20 protein-coding genes and 1 tRNA gene are annotated in these 22,214 nt (G+C 69.5%); 5 read left to right on the forward strand and 16 right to left on the reverse strand.

From position 1 onward, the window contains the following. Positions 1 to 128 precede the first annotated feature (128 nt). A complete protein-coding gene (locus tag IAI58_RS05930) occupies positions 129 to 974 on the forward strand; it encodes a glycosyltransferase family protein (protein WP_207445144.1) in 846 nt (281 codons plus the stop codon). A 9-nt stretch (positions 975 to 983) separates the two neighbouring features. Here the strand turns inward: IAI58_RS05930 and IAI58_RS05935 are convergent, their stop codons facing one another. From IAI58_RS05935 to IAI58_RS05965, 7 genes are all read right to left on the reverse strand, one after another. Further along, complete coding sequence (locus IAI58_RS05935; RefSeq protein ID WP_207445143.1) at positions 984 to 2,117, reverse strand: PA0069 family radical SAM protein; 1,134 nt, start codon at positions 2,115 to 2,117, stop codon at positions 984 to 986. Positions 2,118 to 2,209: 92 nt separating this feature from the next. Then, entirely contained in the window at positions 2,210 to 2,752 is a 543-nt protein-coding gene (gene moaB / locus IAI58_RS05940) for a molybdenum cofactor biosynthesis protein B (protein WP_207445142.1), read from the reverse strand. Positions 2,753 to 2,770: 18 nt separating this feature from the next. Next, positions 2,771 to 4,396, reverse strand: a complete 1,626-nt coding sequence (locus IAI58_RS05945; protein ID WP_207445141.1) for a GGDEF domain-containing protein — start codon at positions 4,394 to 4,396, stop codon at positions 2,771 to 2,773. Further along, positions 4,389 to 4,781 carry a response regulator gene (locus IAI58_RS05950; RefSeq protein WP_207445140.1) on the reverse strand — a complete coding sequence of 131 codons (393 nt, stop codon included), beginning with the start codon at positions 4,779 to 4,781 and terminating at the stop codon, positions 4,389 to 4,391. The genes IAI58_RS05945 and IAI58_RS05950 overlap by 8 nt, the downstream gene beginning before the upstream one ends. Further along, entirely contained in the window at positions 4,778 to 7,282 is a 2,505-nt protein-coding gene (locus tag IAI58_RS05955; RefSeq protein WP_207445139.1) for an ATP-binding protein, read from the reverse strand. The genes IAI58_RS05950 and IAI58_RS05955 overlap by 4 nt, the downstream gene beginning before the upstream one ends. 202 nt (positions 7,283 to 7,484) lie before the next feature. Continuing rightward, positions 7,485 to 9,332 (reverse strand): lytic transglycosylase domain-containing protein, encoded by a 1,848-nt coding sequence (locus tag IAI58_RS05960; protein WP_237182919.1) that lies wholly within the window; start codon positions 9,330 to 9,332, stop codon positions 7,485 to 7,487. A gap of 143 nt (positions 9,333 to 9,475) precedes the next feature. After that, positions 9,476 to 10,354: a uracil-DNA glycosylase gene (locus IAI58_RS05965; protein WP_408906183.1), complete on the reverse strand. Its 879-nt coding sequence runs from the start codon at positions 10,352 to 10,354 to the stop codon at positions 9,476 to 9,478. A gap of 83 nt (positions 10,355 to 10,437) precedes the next feature. Between IAI58_RS05965 and IAI58_RS05970 the strand changes: the two genes are divergently transcribed. Continuing rightward, positions 10,438 to 12,063 carry an electron transfer flavoprotein-ubiquinone oxidoreductase gene (locus tag IAI58_RS05970; protein WP_207445137.1) on the forward strand — a complete coding sequence of 542 codons (1,626 nt, stop codon included), beginning with the start codon at positions 10,438 to 10,440 and terminating at the stop codon, positions 12,061 to 12,063. Here the strand turns inward: IAI58_RS05970 and IAI58_RS05975 are convergent. Next, complete coding sequence (locus tag IAI58_RS05975) at positions 12,045 to 12,419, reverse strand: hypothetical protein (RefSeq protein ID WP_207445136.1); 375 nt, start codon at positions 12,417 to 12,419, stop codon at positions 12,045 to 12,047. The genes IAI58_RS05970 and IAI58_RS05975 overlap by 19 nt on opposite strands. Before the next feature lie 202 nt (positions 12,420 to 12,621). Here IAI58_RS05975 and IAI58_RS05980 point away from each other — a divergent pair, with 202 nt between their 5' ends. The 3 genes from IAI58_RS05980 (at position 12,622) to IAI58_RS05990 (ending at position 15,283) form a co-directional block, all read left to right on the forward strand. Beyond that, a complete protein-coding gene (locus tag IAI58_RS05980; protein WP_207445135.1) occupies positions 12,622 to 14,316 on the forward strand; it encodes a tetratricopeptide repeat protein in 1,695 nt (564 codons plus the stop codon). Beyond that, complete coding sequence (locus IAI58_RS05985; protein ID WP_207445134.1) at positions 14,313 to 15,218, forward strand: 4-(cytidine 5'-diphospho)-2-C-methyl-D-erythritol kinase; 906 nt, start codon at positions 14,313 to 14,315, stop codon at positions 15,216 to 15,218. The genes IAI58_RS05980 and IAI58_RS05985 overlap by 4 nt, the downstream gene beginning before the upstream one ends. After that, positions 15,209 to 15,283: transfer RNA gene (locus IAI58_RS05990), tRNA-Gln, on the forward strand. Before IAI58_RS05985 ends, IAI58_RS05990 begins: the two co-directional genes overlap by 10 nt. A gap of 26 nt (positions 15,284 to 15,309) precedes the next feature. Here IAI58_RS05990 and IAI58_RS05995 read toward each other — a convergent pair. Genes IAI58_RS05995 through IAI58_RS06030 form a run of 8 tightly spaced genes read right to left on the reverse strand, consistent with a single transcriptional unit; the run spans position 15,310 to position 22,189 of the window. Continuing rightward, positions 15,310 to 16,344 carry a 5-methyltetrahydropteroyltriglutamate--homocysteine methyltransferase gene (locus IAI58_RS05995; protein ID WP_207445133.1) on the reverse strand — a complete coding sequence of 345 codons (1,035 nt, stop codon included), beginning with the start codon at positions 16,342 to 16,344 and terminating at the stop codon, positions 15,310 to 15,312. Between the two features lie 3 nt (positions 16,345 to 16,347). Next, positions 16,348 to 16,716, reverse strand: coding sequence for a nuclear transport factor 2 family protein (locus tag IAI58_RS06000; protein WP_207445132.1), 369 nt, complete (start codon positions 16,714 to 16,716; stop codon positions 16,348 to 16,350). Between the two features lie 7 nt (positions 16,717 to 16,723). After that, positions 16,724 to 17,623 carry an NAD(P)-dependent oxidoreductase gene (locus IAI58_RS06005; RefSeq protein ID WP_207445131.1) on the reverse strand — a complete coding sequence of 300 codons (900 nt, stop codon included), beginning with the start codon at positions 17,621 to 17,623 and terminating at the stop codon, positions 16,724 to 16,726. A gap of 11 nt (positions 17,624 to 17,634) precedes the next feature. Further along, positions 17,635 to 18,366 carry an ABC transporter ATP-binding protein gene (locus IAI58_RS06010; protein WP_207445130.1) on the reverse strand — a complete coding sequence of 244 codons (732 nt, stop codon included), beginning with the start codon at positions 18,364 to 18,366 and terminating at the stop codon, positions 17,635 to 17,637. Beyond that, positions 18,356 to 19,069, reverse strand: a complete 714-nt coding sequence (locus IAI58_RS06015; protein WP_207445129.1) for an ABC transporter ATP-binding protein — start codon at positions 19,067 to 19,069, stop codon at positions 18,356 to 18,358. Before IAI58_RS06015 ends, IAI58_RS06010 begins: the two co-directional genes overlap by 11 nt. Further along, on the reverse strand, positions 19,066 to 20,046 hold the full coding sequence (locus IAI58_RS06020; RefSeq protein WP_207445128.1) for a branched-chain amino acid ABC transporter permease: 981 nt from the start codon (positions 20,044 to 20,046) through the stop codon (positions 19,066 to 19,068). The genes IAI58_RS06015 and IAI58_RS06020 overlap by 4 nt, the downstream gene beginning before the upstream one ends. After that, complete coding sequence (locus tag IAI58_RS06025; RefSeq protein WP_207445127.1) at positions 20,043 to 20,924, reverse strand: branched-chain amino acid ABC transporter permease; 882 nt, start codon at positions 20,922 to 20,924, stop codon at positions 20,043 to 20,045. The genes IAI58_RS06020 and IAI58_RS06025 overlap by 4 nt, the downstream gene beginning before the upstream one ends. Further along, positions 20,924 to 22,189 (reverse strand): amino acid ABC transporter substrate-binding protein, encoded by a 1,266-nt coding sequence (locus IAI58_RS06030; protein ID WP_207445126.1) that lies wholly within the window; start codon positions 22,187 to 22,189, stop codon positions 20,924 to 20,926. The genes IAI58_RS06025 and IAI58_RS06030 overlap by 1 nt, the downstream gene beginning before the upstream one ends. Between the last annotated feature and the right edge of the window lie 25 nt (positions 22,190 to 22,214).

A 22,214-nucleotide genomic window follows, 5' to 3' on the forward strand; every position in this document is an offset into this window, starting at 1 on the left:
GCCCCTCGTAAGCTGCGCCGCGAACGACATATGAAGGAACCCAGTATGGCTCTGGAACTTGTCGAACCCGAATGAACTGATGGGTAAGGAAGGAGTTGTGCTGATCCATGCTATGGTGAGAGGCTCCGATGTCTGAGGAAGGTTATCTTCTGCTTGCCACCGGGCCGGCCAAATACGTGGAAATGGCACGTAACCTGGCGGCTTCCATCCGGGTGATGGACGGTACCCGGCGCATCTGCCTGGTCCATGACGAGAATGCCGAACTGGGCCCGCAGGACCGGAAGCTCTTCGATGACTTCTCGGTTTTAGAGGATCATCCTCTCTATCCCGGCTTCATGAACAAGATCCGCCTGTTCAAGACCTCTCCCTACCAGCGGGCGATGTTCGTGGACGTGGACTGCCTGCTGATGAAGCGCGACATCGATGCCTACTGGGAAATGATGCGTCCCTATCCCTTCGCCATCACTGGCGGCCGGCGCACCTCGGGGGAGTGGAAGGGCGCGGATATCGCCAGGCTGCTCCAGCAGGAGGGCGCGCCCTATCTGGTGCAGATGAACTCCGGAGTCTTCTCCTTCGACCAGAGTCCGGCCGCCGCGCAGTTCTTCGAAGGGCTGAACGACTACTACCTGCGGCGGCGGGAGCATCTGGGCGTGGGCCTTCATCGCGGCAAGCCGGCGCAGACCGACGAGATCTATATCGGGCTCTGGATGGGCCTGAACGGCTTGGACAGTTGCAACGGCCGGATCGGCGATGCTTCCTTGATGGTATCGACCTGGCGGGCCTTCGGCATGCGGTTCGACCCGGCCCATGGCATCTCTGTGATCCGCAAGCCCAGGCGCAGCATTGCCGGCATCCCGACCCCCATCTTCGGCTGGGACCGGATCAGCCCGACCTTCGTGCATTTCATTGGCCTGAAGCCCAGGCGGCAATACGACCGGCTGGCCCGCTACTTCCGTCAGGCCTGCGCCGCCTGACCGCGCGCCTCAGAACAGCGGCAGCTGCACCGCCTCGCCCGGCCGGGGCGGCACGCTGAAGAGATCGGCGCGCAGCCCGGCGGGGCCGGTATGGCCGTGCTCCCGCCGTTCCAGCCCCAACCGCTTCACCGCCACCTGGAAACGGCGTGCCAGCATCTCGGCATAGGGGCCGGTGCCGCTCTGGCGCTGGCCGAAGCGGCTGTCATAGACCTCGCCCCCGCGCGTCTGCCGCACCAGGGCCATCACCTTGGCGGCACGGTCGGGCATGTGCTGGTGCAGCCAGGCCTCGAAGATCTCGCCGATCTCCAGCGGCAGGCGCAGCAGGACATAGCCGGCACGGTCCGCGCCCTGGCTGGCGGCGCGTTCCAGGATGCGCTCCAGCTCCATGTCGTTGACCGCCGGGATCATCGGCGCCGCCAGCACGGCCACGGGCACCCCGGCCTCCGTCAGCCGGGCAATGGTGTCCAGCCGCCGCTGCGGGGAGGCTGCCCGGGGTTCCAGGATGCGCGCCAGCGCCGGGTCGAGCGTGGTGACGGAAAGGCAGACCCGCGCCAGCCCGCGCGCCGCCATGCGGGAGAGGATGTCGAGGTCGCGCAGCACGCCAGCCGATTTCGTGACCACCACCACCGGATGGCCAAAGCGTTCCAGCACTTCCAGCACCGCCCGCGTCAGCTTCATCGTCCGCTCGATGGGCTGGTAGGGGTCGGTATTGGAGCCCAGCGCCACGGTGGCGGGCTGGTATCCCGGCTTACGCAGCGCGGCTTCCAGCAGTTCCGCAATCTGCGGCTTGAAGAGCAGCTTGGTCTCGAAATCCAGCCCGGGTGAGAAGCCGAGATAGGCATGGGTGGGCCGGGCGAAGCAGTAGACGCAGCCATGCTCGCAGCCCCGGTAAGGGTTGATCGAGCGGTCGAAGCCGAGATCGGGCGACTTGTTCCAGGCCAGCGCCGTGCGGCTGCTGTCGCGGATCAGGGTGGTGGCCAGCGGCGGCAGCTCCGCCGCGTCTTCCTCCAGCGTATTCCAGCCGTCGTCGAAGGCCACGGTGCTGTGGCGGTCGAAGCGGATGGCGGGATTGGTGGTGGCGCCCCGGCCCTTGCGCGCACCGGGCAGCAGGGCAGAGGCGTCGTGGATGCTGCCCTCCGGCATGCCGCGTTCCCTGTTCGTTCAATGGGATCATTGCGACGCGACCTGGCGGGAGTCAAGAACATCGATAGAACGGCTGGCGACGCCGCAGGCTGTCAGGCGCCGGGTTTCAGGTGCTCCTGCAACCGCGGCATCAGCTCCACCAGGTTGCAGGGCTTGTGCCGGGCATCGAGCTGGAAGCGCAGGATATCGTCCCAGGCATCCCGCACCGCGCCGGAGGAGCCGGGCAGGGCGAAGAGGTAGGTCCCGCCCGCCACGCCGCCGATGGCGCGGGACTGGATCGTGCTGGTGCCGATCTTCTGGTAGCTGAGCATGCGGAACAACTCGCCGAAGCCGGTGATCTCCTTCTCCAGCACGCGGCCGAAGGCCTCGGGCGTCACGTCGCGGCCGGTGATGCCGGTACCACCGGTGGTGATGCCGACATCGATCTCCGGGTCCTCCACCCAGCGGCGCAGCACCGTCTCGATCGCATCGGCCTCATCCCGCACGATGCGGCGGGAATGCACCAGGTGCCCCGCCGCCGAGATCCGGTCCGCCAGAAGCTGGCCGGATTTGTCGGTGGAGAGGTCGCGGGTGTCGGAGACGGTCAGGATGGCGATGTTGACGGGTCGGAAGGTCAGGCTCTCGTCGATGGGCATGGGGGCAGCCTTTCCGGTTCAGGGGCCGGTATCCTGGTTCACCCGGTTCCGCCCCGCGCGCTTCGCTGCATAGAGGGCGGCATCGGCGGCGGAAATCAAGGCTTCCGCCGTCATATGGCGCGCGCTGCTGGCGATGCCGGCGCTGAAGCTGACCCGGAAGGCGCCCCGCATGCCGTCGAAGGGCGTGGCGGCGAAGCGCTCGCGGATCTGGTTCAGCCGCGCCGCCGCGGCGCCGGGCAGGGTGGATGGCAGCAGGGCGGCGAACTCCTCCCCGCCATAGCGGCCGATCACGTCGGTGCGGCGCAGATGCTTCTGTAGGCTGCGGGCGAGGCCGCGGATCACCCGGTCCCCCACCAGATGGCCATGGGTGTCGTTGACGCTCTTGAAGCGGTCGAGGTCGATGATGGCCAGGCTCAGCTCCGTGCCCTGCCGCTGGGCCTGCTCCAGCTCCAGCGCCAGCCTTTCCTTGAAGCGGGCATGGTTCAGCAGGCCGGTGAGGCTGTCGCTCTCCATCACCGCGCGGAGCGAGCGCGCGCGCTCCGCCCGCAGCCGCACCAGCGTCACGAGGCGGTCGAGGTCGACCGGCTTGGGGATGAAGTCGTCACCCCCCAGGCGGCGTGCCAGCAGCTGCCGCGTCCGGTCCTGCTCGGCCGAGAGGAAGACGATGGGGAGCGAGAGGTAGCGCCGGGTCTGGCGGATGACGCGCGCCAGCTCGATCCCGTCCACCTCCGGCATCTGCACATCCATCAGGATCAGGTCGGGATGCAGGGCGGAGAGGGTTTCCATCGTCTCGCGCGGGTCATTGACCGCCGTCACCCGCATGCCGGCACGGCCCAGGGCCAGGGCATAGGCCTGGGCCAGCAGCGGGTCGTCATCCACCACCAGGATGGAATAGCCCGCCTCCACTCCCTGCGCCGCGAAATGGTCCAGCCAATCCGCGAGCTCATTCACCTCCAGCGGCCTGGCCATCACGGCGGAGACGCCGGCGCGGGCGGCGGCCAGGCGGGTGGAGAAATCGCCCTCTTCCGCCAGCAGGATCACCGGATACTGCCCCGACAGCCGGCGGCAGGCCTCCAGCGCCCCTGGCACGGCCTCGTCCACCAGGGCGGTGGTCAGGGCGCGGGGGCTGGCGGGCAGCTCCTCCAGCGTCCCCGCCTGTTCCACCGGATAGCCGAGATTGCCGATGACATGGGCCAGTTCCGTCCGCTGCTCCGGCGGCACGAAGAGGAGGACGGCATCGGCCGTGCGGTCGGCGGCGGCCGGGCCAGCCTCGATCCCGAGCGGAAGCGCCTCCAGCGGCCCGGCCTTCCAGGCGTCGCGCAGAGCCTCGACCAGTTGCGCCGTCTGGCCGCGCTGCTCGGCCGATGCCGCCGGATTCCCGGCCAGGCCCAGCAGCATCACCTCCAGCGGCGCGGCGGCGGCCGAGATGGCGGGGAAGCCGAAGGTGCCGCCGGCACCGGCCAGGCGATGCGCGGCCGCGGCCAGCATGCGCGCCTCCTGCCGCGCCTCCTCGTCCCAGGACGGACGGCCCGCCAGGCTGGACCAGCCGGCAGCGACTTCCTCGACCCGCTCGCCCAGGCGCTGCACGCCCTCGGCCCGCAGGCGGCGCAGGGGGTCGCGGAGATCCTCCATCTCGTCAGCCATGCCGGCGGTCCCAGATCCCGCGCAGCGTGGCGGAGAGCGTCATGGGGTCGAAGGGCTTCGAGATCACCTCCAGGCTGCCGAGGCCGCGATAGCGCGCGACCTCCTGCGGTTGCACCTTGGCGGTCATGAAGACCGCCGGCATATCGGCGATCCCGGGCAATGCGCGCAGCCGCGCCAGGGTGGTCGGCCCATCCATGCCCGGCATCATCACGTCCAGCAGCAGCAGCTGCGGCGCGAAGCCTTCCGCCTTCTCCAGCGCCTCCTGGCCCGAGGCGCAGGCCTCCACCGTGAACTTGCCCACCATCTTCAGCGCGAAGGCAGCGAGTTTTCGCACATCGTCATCGTCCTCGACATAGAGGATGCGGCTGAGAGGAATATCGCTCATGACTGGGATTCCGGATGAGGTGCCGGCGGCAGGTTCTCGATCAGGTGGCGGATCGTCTCGTGCAGTTCCTGATTTTCCGTCCGGCTCTTGACCAGCGAGGCCGTGACATGCCGCGCGGTGCCGGCGTCGTAATCGCTGGCGGAGAAGATCAGCACCGGCGGCGGTTTCGGCAGCTGGCGCAGCTCGGTCAGCAGGTCCAGCCCGTTGCCGTCCGGCAGGCCGACATCGATGATGACCAGCGCGAAGGCATCGTCCCGCGCCAGCACCGCCCGCGCCTCGGCCAGGCTGCGCGCGGCCAGCATCTCCGCCTCGTCGCCCATCACGGCGGAGACGATGCGCAGAATATCCTGGTCATCCTCCACATGCAGGATGCGCGCGGGGCGGTCGCTGGCATGCAGGGCCTGGCGCAGGGCCTGACGCAGGCGGGACTGGTCGATCGGCTTGTCCAGCCAGTCCACCACCCCCACCGCATCGCCATTCAGCGCCGCCCTGCCGGCCTCGGCGACGGCGGAGATGACGATGACGGGCAGGGCCCGCCCATCCGCGCGCTGGCGCAGGCGGCGGAAGAGGGAGAGGCCATCCTCGCCCGGCAGCATCAGGTCCAGCGTCAGCGCGTCGAAATGCGTGCGGTCCAGGCTCTCGAAGGCTTCGTCGGCGCTGCGCGCCACCTCGCTGTCCCAGCCCTGCTGGCCCAGCAGGCGGGTCAGCAGCAGCGCGACATCCGCATTGTCCTCCACCACCAGGGCGCGGCGGCGAGCCTGCCCCAGTGCCGGAACCTCGGACTGCGGGAGGCGCGCCAGCGGATCGGCCAGGCGGGGCAGGGTGAACCAGAAACGGGTGCCGCCACCCTCGGCATCCTCGAAGCCGATGCTGCCGCCATGATGCTCGATGATGGCCTTGCTGATCGAGAGCCCCAGCCCGGTGCCGCCCTTCTGCCGCACATCGGAGGAATCGGCCTGGGCGAAACGCTGGAAGATGCGGGAGCGGAACTCCTGCGGGATTCCCTTGCCGTGGTCGCGCACGCTGAAGGTGACATTCCCCGCATCCGCCGTCAGCGCCACATCCACCGCGCCGCCCTTCGGGGAGAATTTGGCGGCGTTGGAGAGCAGATTGGCCAGCACCTGCTGGATGCGCGCCGCATCGGCGAAGACGGCGGCATCTTCCGCCGCCTCCAGGCCGAGGGTGACGCCGAATTGCCCGCCATAGGCGCGGTTGGCCTCCACCGCCTGTTCCAGCAGCCGGCGCGCCGACTGCCGGTCGCGCCGGAACTCCAGGCGTCCGCTCTCGATCTTCTCCATGTCCAGGATGTCGTTGACCAGCAGCACCAGCCTCTCGCTGTTGTTGTGCGCGATCTCCAGAAGTTCCCGGACCTCCTCCGGCACCTCGCCCGCGACGCCGCCCACCACCAGACCCAGGGAGGCGCGGATGGAGGTCAGCGGGGTGCGCAGCTCATGGCTGACGGTGGAGACGAATTCGCTCTTGAGCTGCTCCAGCCGCCGCCGCTCCGTGACGTCCCGCAGCACGCAGACCGAGGCGGTGCCATCCCCGTCCTCGTATTGGCCCACGGAGATCTCGGCGGGGAAGCTGCTGCCATCAGGGCGCAGGCCCTGCACCTCGCCCGAGCGTTTGCCATAGGCCGGCACAACAGCGTGGATCGGGCGGCCCACCAGGGCGGTGGCGGGCAGGCGGAACTGTTCCGCGGCGGCCGTGTTGGCGGCGGCGATCCGGCCCCGCGCATCCACCAGCAGGATGGGGTCGCGCGCATGGTCGAGGATGGATTGCAGCCGCTGCTGGCTCCGCGCCAGGGCCGCATTGGCGGCCTCGGTCTGTCGTTGCGAGCGTTCCAATGCGGCGTAACGCTCGGCGCCACTGCGGAGATGGCGGTCGAGCGCCAGCAGGCAGAGGCCGCCGGAGATGACGCCGAAGGCCAGCAGCGCACCGAAGAGCCAGACGAGGCGGCCGGCGGTGCGGTCGGAATCCTCCAGCCGCGCGGCCAGCAGCAGGCGTTCCTCGGCCATCATGGCCGTGCTCATCTGCATCAGGCGGCGGCGCCCGGCACCGGCTTCGCGCAGCAGCATCAGCAGGTTCTGCGGCTCGCCCCGCCAGTACCGCAGCAGGCTGTTCCGCAGCTCGATGGTGAACTGGCCGAGGGCCTCGTCCAGCGCGGCAGCGCGCCGTGCCTGCACCGGATTGTCCTGCATCAGCCGGCCCAGCGAGGCCACCAGCCTGCGCGTGTGTTCTAGCGCGGCGTTCATGGCCTCTTCCTGCCGGCGGTCGTCGCTGCTCAGCGCCTGATTGCGCAAAGCCATTGATTCCAGCAGGCTTGTTTCGGCTTCGAGCAGGGTTTCGATGACGCTGCGCGTGTGGTTGACGATGTTGCGCTGGTGGATGCCGTCACGGATGACCCACCAGCCGGCGGCAACGCCGCTGATCAGCATCAGCAGCAGAACCACGGCACCGGCCAATGTCGCGGTGCGGATGCCGGAATTCTGGCTCGCCATCGCCGGACCTCCCCCGCGTTGGCCGCCTGAATAGCGTTATGCGGTTATGCGGCGGACTATGCACAGGTACTCTGGCGGCGCAACCGAGGCAGCCGCCGTTACGCCCGGCGACAGGCCGATTTTTCTCAATTTTGGTTCAGAAGAGACGCCGGTGGTTCAGAAGAGACACAGGGGCCCGCCGGCGTGGCGGGCCCCTACCGGTTCAGCGCGCGGCGGCGCGGCGGAAGCCGGGCGGGTCGGTGCGGCCGGCCATGAGGCTCGAGCCGAATTCCTTCCCATGCGGGTCGAAGCGCGGGAAGGCTCCGCTGGCCAGCGCATCCAGGCTGGGGGCGGTCAGGCCCAGGCGGCTGGCATAGATCCAGGAATAGGCCAGCACGCGCTGTACATAGGCCCGGGTCTCACCCACCGGGATCGCCTCGATGAAGAGGAAGGGATCGTCCCGGTGCGCCGCCGCCGGCGACCAGCGCGACAGGTTTCCCGGGCCGTTGTTATAGGCCGCGAGCATGCGGATCAGGTCGCCATCCACCACGTCCAGCGAGACCAGGTGGTGCAGATAGCGCTGCGCCACGTCCAGCGAGAAGGAGGGATCGTTCAGCCGGCCCACGCCCCGTCCGCGCAGGCTGGAATCGCCGACGATATAGGCGGCCGTCGCGGGCATGATCTGCATGAGGCCGCGCGCCCCGGCCGGCGAGACGGCCTTGGCATCGAAGCGCGATTCCTGCAGTGCCAGCGCATAGACCAGCGCCGGGTCGACGCTGAAGCCGCGCGAGGGCTGCAGCTTCGGCATCGGAAACCGGTCGTAGTCGCGCGGCCGGCCGTCATTGGTCTGGGCCAGCGCCGCCACCTGGGCGGCGAGGTCCGTCATGCCGGCATCCCGCGCCACCGCCAGCATGGCGCCGGAGAGGCCGGGATTGTTCTGCGCGATGGGCCAGAGGCGGCGCAGCTCGGCCTCCGCCTTGTCCCGCTGGCCGATCTGCAGCAACGCCAGGGAGCGCCAGCCGGAAGCCGTCTCGGCCAGGGCGATGCCCTCGGCTTCACCGGCCACTTCCCGCTCCCAGGCGAAGCCGGGGGCGAGGCCCAGCACGCGCCGGGCGATCAGGCCATAGAAGGTGCGCGGCTCCTGCGCCGCCTGCAGCATCCACGGCACATAGAGCTGCGGCCGGCGGGTGCGGACGGCCGCGCGGGCGGTCCAGAAGGCGGCCGCCGCGCGCAGGGCGGGCGGGCCGATCTCGGCACGGGCCGCGGCCTCGAAGAGCGGCAGGGCGCGCTCCGGGTGGCCCATGCCCCAGGCCGCCAATCCCGCCACAAAGGCGGGATGCGCGACATTGGGGTTCAGCTTCGCCACCTCGGCGGCGATGCGGAAGGCTTCCTCGTCCCGGGCCTTGTGGAAGAGCGCCAGCGCGACCTCGCCCTGCAGCAGGGCGGCATAGGTGCCGCTGGCGCCGCGGCTGATGGCGGAGAGCGCGCCATCCACATCGCCATCCGAGGCGCGGCTGCGCACCAGACGGTCCAGGCGGGAATCGCGTTGCACGGTGCGGCTGGGGGGATCGCGTTCCTCCGGCACCGTCTCAGTGTCAGCGGCCAGCGAATCATCAGGTGGCGCTGGGGGCTGCGGCGCCCCCTGCGGCAACCGACGACGCAGCATCTCATGGACCCGGGTGGCTTGGGGATGGTCGGAATACTCAGCCATCCAGGCATGGAGTTCAGGCAGGCTCGGTTCCGGCGCGCCCGGGCGCATCCAGCGGTCGGCCAGGATATGGCCCGTGAGGCGGCGGTCATCCAGCCGCTCGGCCTCACGGATTGCAGTTGTCAGGTCTCCCCGCGCCTGAGCCTCGAAAATCCGCGCCAGTCGCGCGGCATCCGAGGGGGCCAGAACCTGCGGCAGACCGGCCATCCCATGGGGAAGGCTCGGCTTGGGCAGGCTCATTGCCCGTTCGACGGGGGCGGTCTCTCCGGCCCCTTTCGCCACAGCCGGCGCCTGAACGCCGAAAGTGGTCGTCGTCACCACCCCGAGGCCCAGAAGGGCCAGAAGGGAGTGACGCAGGGCCATGGGGTAGATCGCTTGCATGGCACGGAAGGCGATAACGGCCTTCCGCGAGCTCGGCAATTTCGATTGCCGAGGCAAATCCCACCGGGCGAGATGTCAAGGAGGCTTAACAGCGTCTTAAAGGGCGAAGTTCCATCACAGATTCGTCACTGTGGCGATACCGGAACATCTTTTTCTGCTTCGATACTGCGTCGCAACAAGATCAGGTCGGCCCAGGATTCCCGCTTGGCGGCCGGATTCCGCAGCAGATAGGCCGGGTGCCAAGTGGGCAGCGCGGGCAGGGGGCCGGACTCGGTCGGCAGCTCATGCCAGCGGCCGCGGAGGCGGGTGATGCCATCCCGCGCCCGCAGCAGCGACTTGGCCGCGACACCTCCCAGCAGCACCAGCCGCTTCGGCCGCGCCAGGGCGATGTGGCGCAGCACGAAGGGCAGGAAGAGCGTGATCTCGGCATCCGTCGGCGTGCGGTTGCCGGGGGGGCGCCAGGGCAGGATGTTGCTGATGTAGAAACTGTTATGCGCGTCCTCGCCATGGCGGTCGAGGCCGATGCTGGCCAGCATGCGGTCCAGCAACTGGCCGGACTGGCCGACAAAGGGCTTGCCCTGGCGGTCCTCGTCGGCGCCGGGGGCCTCGCCGAGCAGCATCAGCGGCGCGCCGGGGCGGCCATCGGCGAAGACCAGATTGGTGGCGGTCTCCCGCAGGGGGGTATCCACCTGCGCCATGGCCTCCCGCAACGCCTCCAGGCTCTGCGCGCCGGCGGCCAGACTGGCGGCGGCGGCCAGGGGCAGCGGGACGGCCACGGCCGGCGCGCGGCGCGGGCGGGCGGCTGGCGGAGGCGGGGGTTGTGGCGCCTGGGGCGCCGCGGGGTCTGCCTCCACAGGGCGGGGCGGCGGGGCGGCCAGCCGGTCCAGCGGCGCTTCGGCCAGGGCCTCATCGGCGCCCCAGTCCAGCTGCAGCCGCAGCGCGGCCAGCAGGGCGGCGGTTTCGGCTTCCGCTGGCTCGGGCGGGGCGGGGGTCATGGGTGGCATATCGGCCCGCCTCAGGGTTCCGCGCAACCCATGATCGGGTTAAGGCGATCAGACGGGATAAAGACTATGGAAGGGGACAGTGGATGAGTGACCGGGAGAGTATGGAATTCGACGTCCTGATCGTGGGCGCCGGGCCGGCTGGCCTGGCGGCGGCGATCCGGCTGAAGCAGGTCTCCCCGGACAGCACTGTCTGCGTGGTCGAGAAAGGCAGTGAGGTCGGTGCCCATATCCTCTCCGGCGCGGTGCTGGAGCCGCGCGCGCTGGACGAGCTGATCCCCGACTGGCGCGATGACCCGCCGGCGCTGGCCACCCCCGCCGGCGAGGACAGCTTCCTCTATCTGACGGAGACGAAGGCCTACAAGCTGCCGACGCCGCCGCAGATGCACAACCACGGCAACTACATCGTCTCCCTTGGCAATGTCTGCCGCTGGCTCGGCGCGAAGGCCGAGGCGCTGGGCGTCGAGATCTATCCGGGCTTCGCGGCCTCCGAGACCATCATCGAGGACGGGCAGGTGCGGGGCGTCGTCGCCGGCGTGATGGGCATCACGAAGGAGGGCGAGGAAGGGCCGAACTACCAGCCGGGCATGGAGCTGCGCGCCACCTATACCCTCTTCGCGGAGGGCTGCCGGGGCTCGCTGACCAAGAAGCTGGCGGAACGCTACAACCTGCGCGAGGGCGCGCAGCCGCAGACCTACGGCCTCGGCATCAAGGAGCTTTGGGAGATCCCGAAGGAGAAGCACACCGCCGGCAAGGTGTGGCACTCCGTCGGCTGGCCGCTGAAGTCCGACACCTATGGCGGCGCCTGGCTCTACATGTTCGGCGAGAACCTGGTCTCCATCGGCTTCGTCGTGGGGCTGGACTATCCCAATACCTGGCTCTCCCCCTTCGACGAGTTCCAGCGCTTCAAGACGCATCCGGAGGTGCGGAAGATGCTGGAGGGCGGCAAGCGCGTCGCCTATGGCGCCCGCGCGCTGAACGAGGGCGGCTTCCAGTCCATCCCCAAGCTGGTCTTCCCCGGCGGCGCGCTGATCGGCGATACGGCGGGCTTCCTGAACGTGCCGAAGATCAAGGGCACGCATACCGCCATGAAGTCCGGCATGCTGGCGGCCGAGGCCATCGCCGCCGCGCTGGCGGGTGGCGAGCCGCCGGCGGTGCTGGAGAGCTACCCGGCCGCCCTGAAGGCCAGCTGGGTGTGGCCGGAGCTGGAAGGCGTCCGCAACATCCGCCCGGGCTTCGCCAAATGGGGCCTGTGGGGCGGGATGCTGAACGCGGCCGCCGAGACCTACCTGTTCCGCGGCAAGGCGCCCTGGACCCTGGCGCATCATGCCGACCACAGCGCCACGAAGCCGGCCGGCCAGTGCCCGAAGATCGTCTATCCCAAGCCGGACGGGGTGCTGACCTTCGACCGCCTCTCCTCGGTGTTCCTCTCGAACACCAATCATGAGGAGGACCAGCCGGCGCATCTGAAGCTGCGCGACCCCGACCTCTGGAAGCCGGTGAACTGGGACCAGTATCGCGCCCCGGAAAGCCGCTATTGCCCGGCCGGCGTCTATGAGGCCGTGGGCGTGGAGGAAGGCCAGCCGCGCCTGGTGATCAACGCGCAGAACTGCGTCCACTGCAAGACCTGCGACATCAAGGACCCCCGGCAGAATATCGACTGGTGCACGCCGGAGGGCGCGGGCGGCCCGAACTATATCGGCGGGATGTAGCCCACCAGGGCGGGGGAGGGGAGCGCGGCGCGGCCCGCCGGATTGGTGAAGACGATCCGGTTGGTCCGGCAGGCATTCACCTCCATCTTCTCCTCCTCCTGCCCGCTTTCGTATTCCACCTTCACATCCAGTTCGCAGTCGTCGGCGGAGGGGCTGACGCGCACCTGCTGCCCCGGCGTCAGCCGGGTGCCTTCCAGGATGTCGTGGCCCCAGTCCGAGAGGCGGGAGGGCGAGACATAGGCGCGCTCGATCGTCAGGCCGGATTCGTTCACCAGCCAGAAGCGGTTCTGCGCCTGGGCCGGCGCGGCGCCGGCCCAGGCGGCCAGCAGCACCAGGGCGGTCAGGACGGGACGCATCGCACTCCTCCTTCGCCGGGCGGCCCGGGGACAGGCGCCCGGCCGCGAGGATCGCCGTGATGGCGGAGTATCACAATGTTTCCAGTCCGGTTCCGATCGGGGTGGGGGTGGTCACCTCTGCGCGACCCCGCCGGCTCTTTCCGCCGGCCCGCCCCGCGCGGGGCGTTCCCAGGCGGCGGGAAAAGGCTCTAACCTGACGGCCATGGTTGCCCTCATCCTCCCCCGTCGCGTCGCGCTGCTTTCGTTGGCCCTGATGGCGGGTATCGCCACCAGCGGGCTATCTGGCCGCGCGCCTGCTTCCGCCACCGACATCCGGCCGCGCCTGACGGCCAGCGGCGCCTATCTCGCCGGCAGCCTCGCCGCCCGTGAGACCGACACCGCGGCGGCCGCCGACCTGCTGCTGGAAGCGCTGCGGCTGGCGCCGAACCAGCCGGAGGTGATCCGCCGCGCCTTCCTGGCCGCCATACTCGACGGCCGGCCGGAGGCGGTGAGGGTGGCGCGCCGGATGCCCGAGAATGAGCTGGCCGCCATGGTGCTGGCCGGCGCCGATGGCATGGCCGGGCGCTGGGAGCGCGCCGAGGCGCGGCTGCGCGCCATGCCGCGCCAGGCTGCGGGGCAGATCCTGCAGCCGGTGCTGCTGGCCTGGACGCAGGCCGGCCGCGGGCAGACCGATGCCGCCCTGGCCACCCTGAAGCCGCAGATCGAATCCTCGCGCCTCAGCGGCCTGGCCGCGCTGCACGGCGCCATGATCGCCGACCTCGGCAAGCGTCCCAAGGAGGCCGAGCGGCTGATCCGCACCGCCCTGGCCAATTCGCCCGAGGTGAATCTGCGGCTCGTGCAGATCGCCGCCGGCATCCTCGGCCGCGCCGGCAAGGAGACGGAGGCGATGAAGCTGGTCGAGAGCATCTCGACCGGCGGTGACGACCTGGCGATGCTCGGCACGCCGGAAGTGCGGCGGCGTATCCTGCAGGAGCGTGCGGTCACTTCCGCCGTGGAGGGTATGGCCGAGGCCCAGCTGGCACTGGCCGCCGCGCTGCGCGGGCAGGGCGGGCCGGAACTCTCCATGCTGCTGGCGCGGCTCTCGCTGCGGCTGCGGCCGGATTTCGTGCCGGCCATGCTGGTGGCCTCCGAGGCCCTGGCCGAGGAGCAGCACCCGGAGAGGGCGCTGGCCCTGTTGCAGAGGGTGTCGCAGGACGACCCGCTGCTGCCGGTGGTGATGATGCGCCGCGCCACGCTGCTGGACCGCCTGGACCGGCCGGACGAGGCGATTGCCACCCTGCGCGTCCTGGCCGAGGCTCGGCCCGAGGCGCCACAGCCCTTCGCCCGGCTGGGGGACCTGATGCGCTCCCGCAAGCGCTATGCCGAAGCTGTCGAAGCCTACGACACTGCCATCGCTCGCGTGGGGGAGGCGGGTCCGAACAGCTGGTCGCTGCTTTATGCCCGCGGGATCTCGCTGGAGCGTTCCGACCAGTGGCCGCGGGCCGAGGCGGATTTCAAGGCCGCGCTGAAGCTGGCGCCCGAGCAGCCCTATATCCTCAACTATCTCGGCTATACCTGGGTGGAGCGGGGCGAGAACCTGGCCGAGGCGCGGGAGATGCTGGAGCGCGCCATGGCGCTGCGCCCGCAGGATGGCAATATCGCCGACAGCCTGGGCTGGGCGCTGTTCAAGCTGGGCGACATGCCCAATGCCACCAAATGGCTGGAGCGCGCGGTGGAGCTGGAATCCCGCAACGCCACCATCAACGACCATCTGGGGGATGTCTACTGGGCCACAGGGCGGGAGGCGGAGGCGGTCTACCAGTGGCGCCGCGCCCTGATCTCGGACCCCGAGCCGGATGAAACGCCGCGCATCGAGGCCAAGCTGCGCGAGCGGCAGCCCAGCTCCGCCGCGCGTTGAGCGGCGCGGCTGCGGCGGGGGCGGAGGAAGCCGCGCCCGCCAAGGTGAATCTGCACCTGCATGTCACGGGGCGGCGGGCGGATGGCTATCACCTGCTCGATTCCCTGGTGGTCTTCGCGGGGGCCGGCGACAGGCTGCGGCTGGAGCCGGCACCCGGCCTCTCCCTGGTGCTGGAAGGGCCGGAAGGCGCGGCCCTGGCCGCCGAACCCGACAACCTCGTGCTACGGTCCGCGAGGCTGCTGGCGGAGCATGCCGGCATCCGGCCCCATGGCCGGCTGCGGCTGGAGAAGAACCTGCCGGTGGCTTCCGGCATCGGCGGCGGCTCGGCCGATGCGGCGGCGGCGCTGCGGCTGCTGGACCACGCCTGGGGGCTGCGGCTGGAACCGCCGGCCCTGGCGGCCCTGGCGGCCCGGCTGGGGGCGGATGTGCCGGTCTGCCTGGAGAACCGCCCGAGGCGGATGCAAGGGGTGGGAGAGGTGCTCTCCGACGCGCCGGCCCTGCCGGACTGCGGCATGGTGCTGGCCAATCCGCGCCTGGCCCTGCCGACCCCCGCCGTCTTCCGCGCGCGCCGGGGCGACGGCACGCCGCCGGCCACTCTGCCAGCAGGCTGGGCCGATGCCAGAGCCATGGCGCGCGATCTCCTGGCCTGCCGCAACGACCTTGAGGAAGCGGCCATCGGCCTCTGCCCGGCGGTGGCGGAAGTGCTGACGGCTCTGCGGGCACTGCCGGGGTGCCTGCTGGCGCGGATGAGCGGCTCCGGCGCCACCTGCTTCGGCCTTTTTCCCTCAGCGTCCCAGGCCGCCCATGCCGCGGAGTTGCTGCCGAAGGCGTGGTGGCGGTGGGGAGGGGGGCTTTACGACCCAGGCCGGGCCGCTTATTCAGCGCAGGCCGGTGGGGCGTAGCCAAGCGGTAAGGCAGCGGTTTTTGGTACCGCCATTCCCAGGTTCGAATCCTGGCGCCCCAACCAGCTCCCCCCCTCTGCCGTCGCTGGCCTCAGCCCTGCAATTCGTGCCGCACGATGGCAGCCCCTTCCGCCATGGCGCGCAGCTTGCCGAAGGCACGGGGTCGGGGCAGGTATTTCATGCCGCAATCCGGTGCGACCACCAGCCGCTCCGCTGGCAGGTGCCGCAGCCCTGCGCGGATGCGTTCCGCCACCACCTCCGGCGCCTCCACCTCCGGGCTGCCGAGGTCGATGACCCCCAGCATGATCTTCTTGCCAGGCAGGCCGTCGAGCACCGCAAGGTCGAGCCGCGGCTGCGCCGCCTCGATGGAAATGGTGCCGGCGGTGCAATCGGCCAGTTGCGACAGGAAGGAATAGCCGGAGGGCTTGTCCTTCACGACGGCCGCATAGCCGAAGCAGACATGCACCACCGTCTCGCCCGCAAGCCCCTCCAGCGCGCGGTTCAGCGCCTTCACGCCGAAGCGCGCCGCACCTTCCGGCCGCGCCTGCATCCAGGGTTCGTCGAACTGGATGACACCGACACCGGCGGCCAGAAGGTCCTTCGCTTCCTCGTTGACGGCGGCGGCATAGTCCATCGCCATGGCTTCCTCGTCCCGGTAGTACTCGTCCGAGGCCTGTTGCGAGAGCGTGAAGGGGCCGGGCAGGGTGATCTTGGTCCTGCGCTCGGTATTGGCGACGAGGAATTCCACATCCCGCACCTCTACCGGCCGGTTGCGGCGGATCCTGCCCACCACGCGCGGCACCAGCGTCTCCTTGCCGGCGCGGCCCATGGTGCGGGCGGGGTTGTCCACGTCCACGCCATCCAGCGCCAGGGCGAAGCGGTTGGAATAGCTCTCCCGCCGGATCTCGCCATCGGTGATGATGTCGAGCCCCGCGCGCTCCATGTCGCGGATGGCGATCAGCGTGGCATCATCCTGCGCCTGCTCCAGCGCATCCTCGGCCACGCGCCACATCTGCTTCATCCGCACGCGCGGCACCAGGTTCTGCGCCAGCACATTGCGGTCCACCAGCCAGTCCGGCTGCGGGTAGCTGCCGACGACGGTGGTGGGCAAAAGCGTGTTGGTCATGTGTCAGGCCTTCATGGCGGTGGGCTGGTAGGCGAGGAGGCGCCATTCGCCGCCCTCCCGCGCCCAGACGGCGAGGGTGAGGCTGGCGATGCGCTTCTCCGCGCCATCGCGGATGATGGTGGCGTTCATGCGGCCCAGCGCGGCGGCGGCATCCGGCCCGGCTTCCAGCACCATCTCCGTGCTGTAGCCCACTTCCAGATAGCGCAGGCTGCCGGTGGAAAGGCTGGCGAGGTATTCCGCCTTGCTGTCCCGCGTCGCGTCGGAATGGGCATAGACGGCGCGCTCGGAGAGCAGCGCGGCCAGGGCATCGACATCGCCGCGCAGCATGGCGTCATAGCGCCGTGCTTCCAGGGCGCGGATCTCATCCTGCATGGATACCTCAGCGGGGATTGGGCGCGAGCAACCGCTCGGGCCAGGTGGCGAGACGAAAGAAATCCAGCTCGCCCTCGCCGCTGGCCTGATAGGCGGCGGCGAATTGCCGGGCGAGGGCGGAAAGCGGCATCGGCGCGCCCTCCCGCAGCCCGACGGCCAGGGCGAGGTCCAGATCCTTGGCGATGAGGTCGAGATCGGCGGTGGGCGTCCAGTCCCGCGCCTTCAGCATCTCGGCCTTGTAGGCGAGCAGGGGAGAGGCCACGACGCTTTTGGACAGCGCCTCCACCATCGCCTCCCAGTCCAGGCCGAGGCGGCCACCGAAGGCCAGGGCCTCGCCAATGATGGCAGGGGTGAGGGCGACGACGAGGTTGACCATCAGCTTCACGGCGCGGGCTTCCTCGGCCGTGCCGCAACGCATCGTCTCCTTGCCCAGCACGCCGAGCAGCGGCGCGCAGCGGTCCAGTGCCGCCTCGGGGCCGGAGGCGAAGATGGTCAGCGCCCCCGATGCCGCCGTGCTGGTGCTGCCGGAGACCGGGCAGCGCAGGTAATCCGCGCCCCGCGCCGCCATGGCCTCCGCTACTTGCGCGGAAGTGGCGGGGGAGACGGTGCTGAGGTCGATGAAGACCTGCCCCGGACGGATCTCCTCCACCAGCCCGCCGGGGCCGAGCGTCACCGCCAGCAGCGCCGCGTCATTCGGCACCATGGAGAGGATGATCTCCGTCTGCTCCGCCAGCCCCGCCGCCGTCATGGCGGCGTGCAACCCCTCATTCGCCAGCGCAGCGATACGGGTATGGTCGGGATCCGTGGCGGTGACCTCCGCCCCGGCCTCCAGCAACCGGCGGCAGAGCGGCGTGCCCATGCGGCCGACGCCAATCCAGCCCAGCTTCCAGCCATCCAGCGCGCCCATGTTAAGCTCCTTCACAGGCCGAGATAGAATTTGCGGACCAACTCACTGTCGCCCAGTGCCGCCGGGGAATCGCCCTGGAAGGCCACCTGCCCATGCACCAGCACATAGCCACGGTCGGCGATGCGGATGGCCTGGTGGAAATTCTGCTCGGCCATCAGCACCGTCAGGCCCAGCTTTTCCTTCATCTCGCCGATCTTCTCGATCGTGCGGGCCACCAGGATGGGCGCGAGGCCCACCGAAGGCTCATCCACCAGCAAAATCTTCGGCGCGCACATCACGGCGCGTCCCAGCGCCACCATCTGCTGCTCGCCGCCGCTCATGCTGCCCACGGGCTGGGAGCGGCGTTCCTTCAGGCGCGGGAAGGCGTCGTAGCAGAATTCGAGGTTGCGCCCCATCTCCACGCGCGCGGCGCGGCGATAGGCGCCGAGCAGCAGGTTCTCCTCCACCGAAAGGCGCGGAAACAGCCGCCGCCCTTCCGGCACCAGGGAAATGCCCAGATTGACGATCTCCTCGGGTGAACGACCGACGAGGTCATGCTGTTGCCCGTCGATGGTGGCCAGGATGCGCCCGCGCGTCGGCCGCAGCAGGCCAAGGATGCAGCGCATCAGCGTGGTCTTGCCATTGCCGTTGGTGCCGAGCAGCGCCACCGTCTCCCCCGCCGCCACGGAAAGCGAGACGCCATCCAGCGCCCGCACGGCGCCATAGCCAGCGTCCAGGTCCTCGATCAGCAGGCTAGCGGCCAAGATAGGCCTCCTCCACTTCCGGCAATGCAAGCACGGTGCGCGGCTCTCCATCCGCCACCTTGCGCCCGGCCACCAGCACCGCGAGGCGCTGGGAGAATTGCGTGACGGCGCGCATCACATGCTCGATCATGATGATGGTGGTGCCGCCGGCATTCAGCCGGAAGAGCAGCGCCAGGATCTGGTCCACTTCGGAATCCGAAAGGCCGGCCATGGCTTCATCGGCAATCAGCAATTCCGGCCGCAGCGCCGTGGCGCGGGCCAGTTCCAGCCGCCGCAGTTCCACCTGTGTCAGCTCCTTCGGCATCCGGTGCGCCTTGCCGGCGAGTTCCACCGTTTCCAGGCATTCCATCGCCCGCGCCTCGGTGGCCGCGTCCCGCCCGGCATAGGCGAGGGGGACGCGGATATTCTCGATCACCGTCAGGCCCTTGAAGGGGCGTGGAAGCTGGAAGGTGCGGGCCAGCCCGCGCCGCGCGCGCTGATGCGGCTTCAGCCGGCCGAGCTTCTCACCCTTGAAGGTGAAGGCGCCATCATGGCTGGCGAAGGCCCCGGCGAGGCAATTTGTAAAAGTGCTTTTGCCCGAGCCATTGGGGCCGATCAGCCCCAGCCTTTCCCCGGCGCGCACTTCCAGGTCGATGCCGGAAAGCGCGGTGAAGCCGCCGAACCGCTTGCCGACTCCCTCGGCCCTCAGGACGATCTCGCTCATCGCCGCCCCCGGAACAGCCCGATGATGCCGTGTGGTGCCGCGCAGACGAAGACTACCAGCACCACGCCCACGATCATCAGGTTGGCGGCGGAGGAAATGGTCACCGTCGCCGCCTGTTGCAGCGAGGCCAACAGCACCGCGCCGATCAGCGGCCCCGCCCAGCTTGCCGTGCCACCGATCAGTGGCATGGCGATGGCATTCACCGCATAGGCCAGCCCGAAGGCCGAGTTCGGCTCCACATAGGAACCGAGATAGGGCAGGGGAGCACCGGCCACCGCCATCATGGCGCCGCTGATCGTCGTCGCGATCAGCTTCAGCCGCAGCGTCGGCACGCCCGAGGCTTCCGCCGCCGCTTCATCGTCGCGCAGCGCGGCGAGGCCGAGGCCAAGGCGGGATTTCTCGATGGTGCGGGCAATGGCCACGGCAGCCGCCGCCAGCACCACCACCACGGCGCAGAGAAAGCCGCTGTAGCTGTCGAAACCGAAAGGCACCTCGCGCGGGCGCAGCACATAGGCGCCGCGCGAGCCGCCGACATAGCTCCAGTTCACCACGATGGTTTGCAGCACTACGGAAAGGCAAAGCGTGGCGATGGCGAAATAGGCGCCGCGCAGCCGCAGCGTCAGGATGCCGGTGCCGAGGCCCAGTGCCCCGCCCACCACCGCCGCGAAGCCGATGCAGGGCAGCAGCCCCAGGCCCAGCGCCTTGCCGATGGCCACCGTGGTATAGGCCCCGGTGGCGAAGAAGGCGGCGGCGCCGAAATTCACATAGCCCGCGTAGCCGCCGAGGATATTCCAGGCGGTGGCCAGCACCACGTATTGCAGCACGAAGGTGGCGGCGAAATAGGCGTATTCGCTGCCGAAGCCGCGCAGCGCCAGGATCAGCGCCAGTGCCGCCACGGCGGAAGCCAGCCAGAAGCCGGCATGGCCCAGCCGGCGCGGCGCCGGCAGCGGCAGGGCGGGCAGGGCGGTGCCGCTCATGCCGCCCGCCCGAAGAGGCCCTGGGGCCGGATGGCCAGCACCAGCAGCAGGCAGCCGAAGGCCACGGCCGGCGACCAGGATGGGCCGTAGAAGGTGGCGGTGACATTCTCCACCACGCCGAAGGCCAGCGCCGCCAGCACGCAGCCGCCCAGCGAGGCCAGCCCGCCCATGATGACGATGGCGAAGACGCGGCCGATGAAGATATGCCCGGACCAGGCATCCACCGGCTGCACCACCACCAGCGCGCCACCCGCCAGCGCCGCCATGGCGACGGAGATGCCGAAGGCAAGGCGCTTGATCCGCACGGGATCGATGGCCAGCAGCCGCAGCGCCTCCCGGTCCTGCGCCACGGCGGCGATGGCGCGGCCGGTGAAGGAGCGGCGCAGGAACAACGCCAGCGCCCCGATGGCCGCCAGCGCGACCGCCGCCGGCACCAGCATCCGCAGCGGCAGGTCGATCTCGCCGATGCGCCAGGTCGTGTTGGCATAGGCGGCATCGGCGAAGTGCTGTTCCGGCCCCAGCGTCATCACCAGCCCGACCTCGATGATGAACATGATGCCGAAGAAGAAGGCGAGGCCCTGGATGGCCTCATCCCCGCGCCGCTCGAAGAAATGGTGGTAGGCGACGTAGATCAGCGCCCCCAGCGCCCAGAAGGCTGGCGCCAGCAGCAGCGAGAGCAGCAGCGGGTCCAGCCCCGTCATGCCCCAGAGCAGGGCGACCAGCAGCGCGCCCAGCACCATAAAGGCGGGGTGGGCGATATTGACCACGTCCAGCATTCCGAAGGAGACGGAAAGCCCCGCCGCCGCCGCGGCATAAAGCCCGCCCAGCAGCAGGCCCGAGACCACCCCGTTCAGGAGAAGGGCGAGGTCCGGGTCCATCAGGCACCGGCCGTATAGGGCTTGCGCAACTCGCCGGACTTGTAGCGCTGCGGATAGAGGATCACCTGCGTGCCCGGCTTGCGGAACTGCTCGATGTCATTGCCCTGCACGCCCTGGTACTGGGTGTAGAGGTTCCGCTCCTCCGTCCATTCGCCCATGGCATCGAAGCGCAGCGGGCCGATGACGGTGTCGAACTGGTTCTTGTGCATATCCGCCGCCAGCGCCGCCTGATCCAGGCTGCCGACGCGCTTCACTGCCTGTTCCAGCACCTGCATCTGCGTATAAGCCAGCGGCGGCACGTAATGGCCGAGCGCGTCGGCATTCTCCTTGGCCGCCAGCGGCTGGTAGCGTTCGATCAGCGCCTGGGTGCCGGGGAATTGCAGCGTGGGCTCCGGCGCATAGACATCCCAGACCACCAGGTTGTTCAGGATGGGGCCGAGCTGCAGCTTCTGCGCAGTGATATGCGGCCCGATCATCGGTCCGCCGAAAAGCTGGAAATTCACCCGCAGCTCGCTGGCCGCGCGCAGCAGCCCGGCGGTATCCGGCGGGTAGGAGCCGATATAGACAATATCCGGCCGCGCCGCCTGCACCGAGCGCAGGATGGGCGTGAAATCCACCGTGCTGGGCGGATAGGCACGGTCATAGACCACACGCAGCTTGTGCTGCCCGGCGAGGTAACGCGCGCTTTCGGCGGTGCGCTGGTGGAAGTCGCTGTCCAGGTTCACCAGCGCGATGCTGCGCGGCTTCGGGTCCATCGCCATGGCGATGTCGAAGAAGCCCTTGGCGAATGTCTCCTTCACGTCGGAGCCGGCGGGGTTGATGGAGAAATACCGGTCGTACTTGAAGTCAGAATTCACCCCCGTGCCGAAGAGCGACACGAAGGTCATGTTCCGCTGCATCACCACCGGCATGGCGGGCGCGATGATGGCCGTGGCATAGCCGGAGACGACGAGATCGACCTTATCGACATCGATCAGCTTGGTGTAGATGCCCGGCACCTGCGCGCCGGTGCTCTGGTCGTCGTAATGTACCAGTTCCACCGGGCGGCCGAGCAGCCCGCCCTTGGCGTTCACATCCTCCGCCCAGATGCGGTGCGCCAGCAGCGCCGGGCGGCCATTGCCCGCCAGCCCGCCCGAGAGCGACATGGAATAGCCGATGCGGATCGGTGGCCCGGAGGGTGCTGTCTGCGCCCGCGCCGTGGCCGGTACCGTGGCGGCAGCCGCCAGGGCAAGCCGGCCGAGATCCCGCCTGCTGAAGTCTTTCATGGAACCTCCTCCTGCGGCCCGGTTT

It is taken from the genome of Roseomonas marmotae, from assembly GCF_017654485.1.
Taxonomy (GTDB): Bacteria; Pseudomonadota; Alphaproteobacteria; order Acetobacterales; family Acetobacteraceae; genus Pseudoroseomonas; species Pseudoroseomonas marmotae.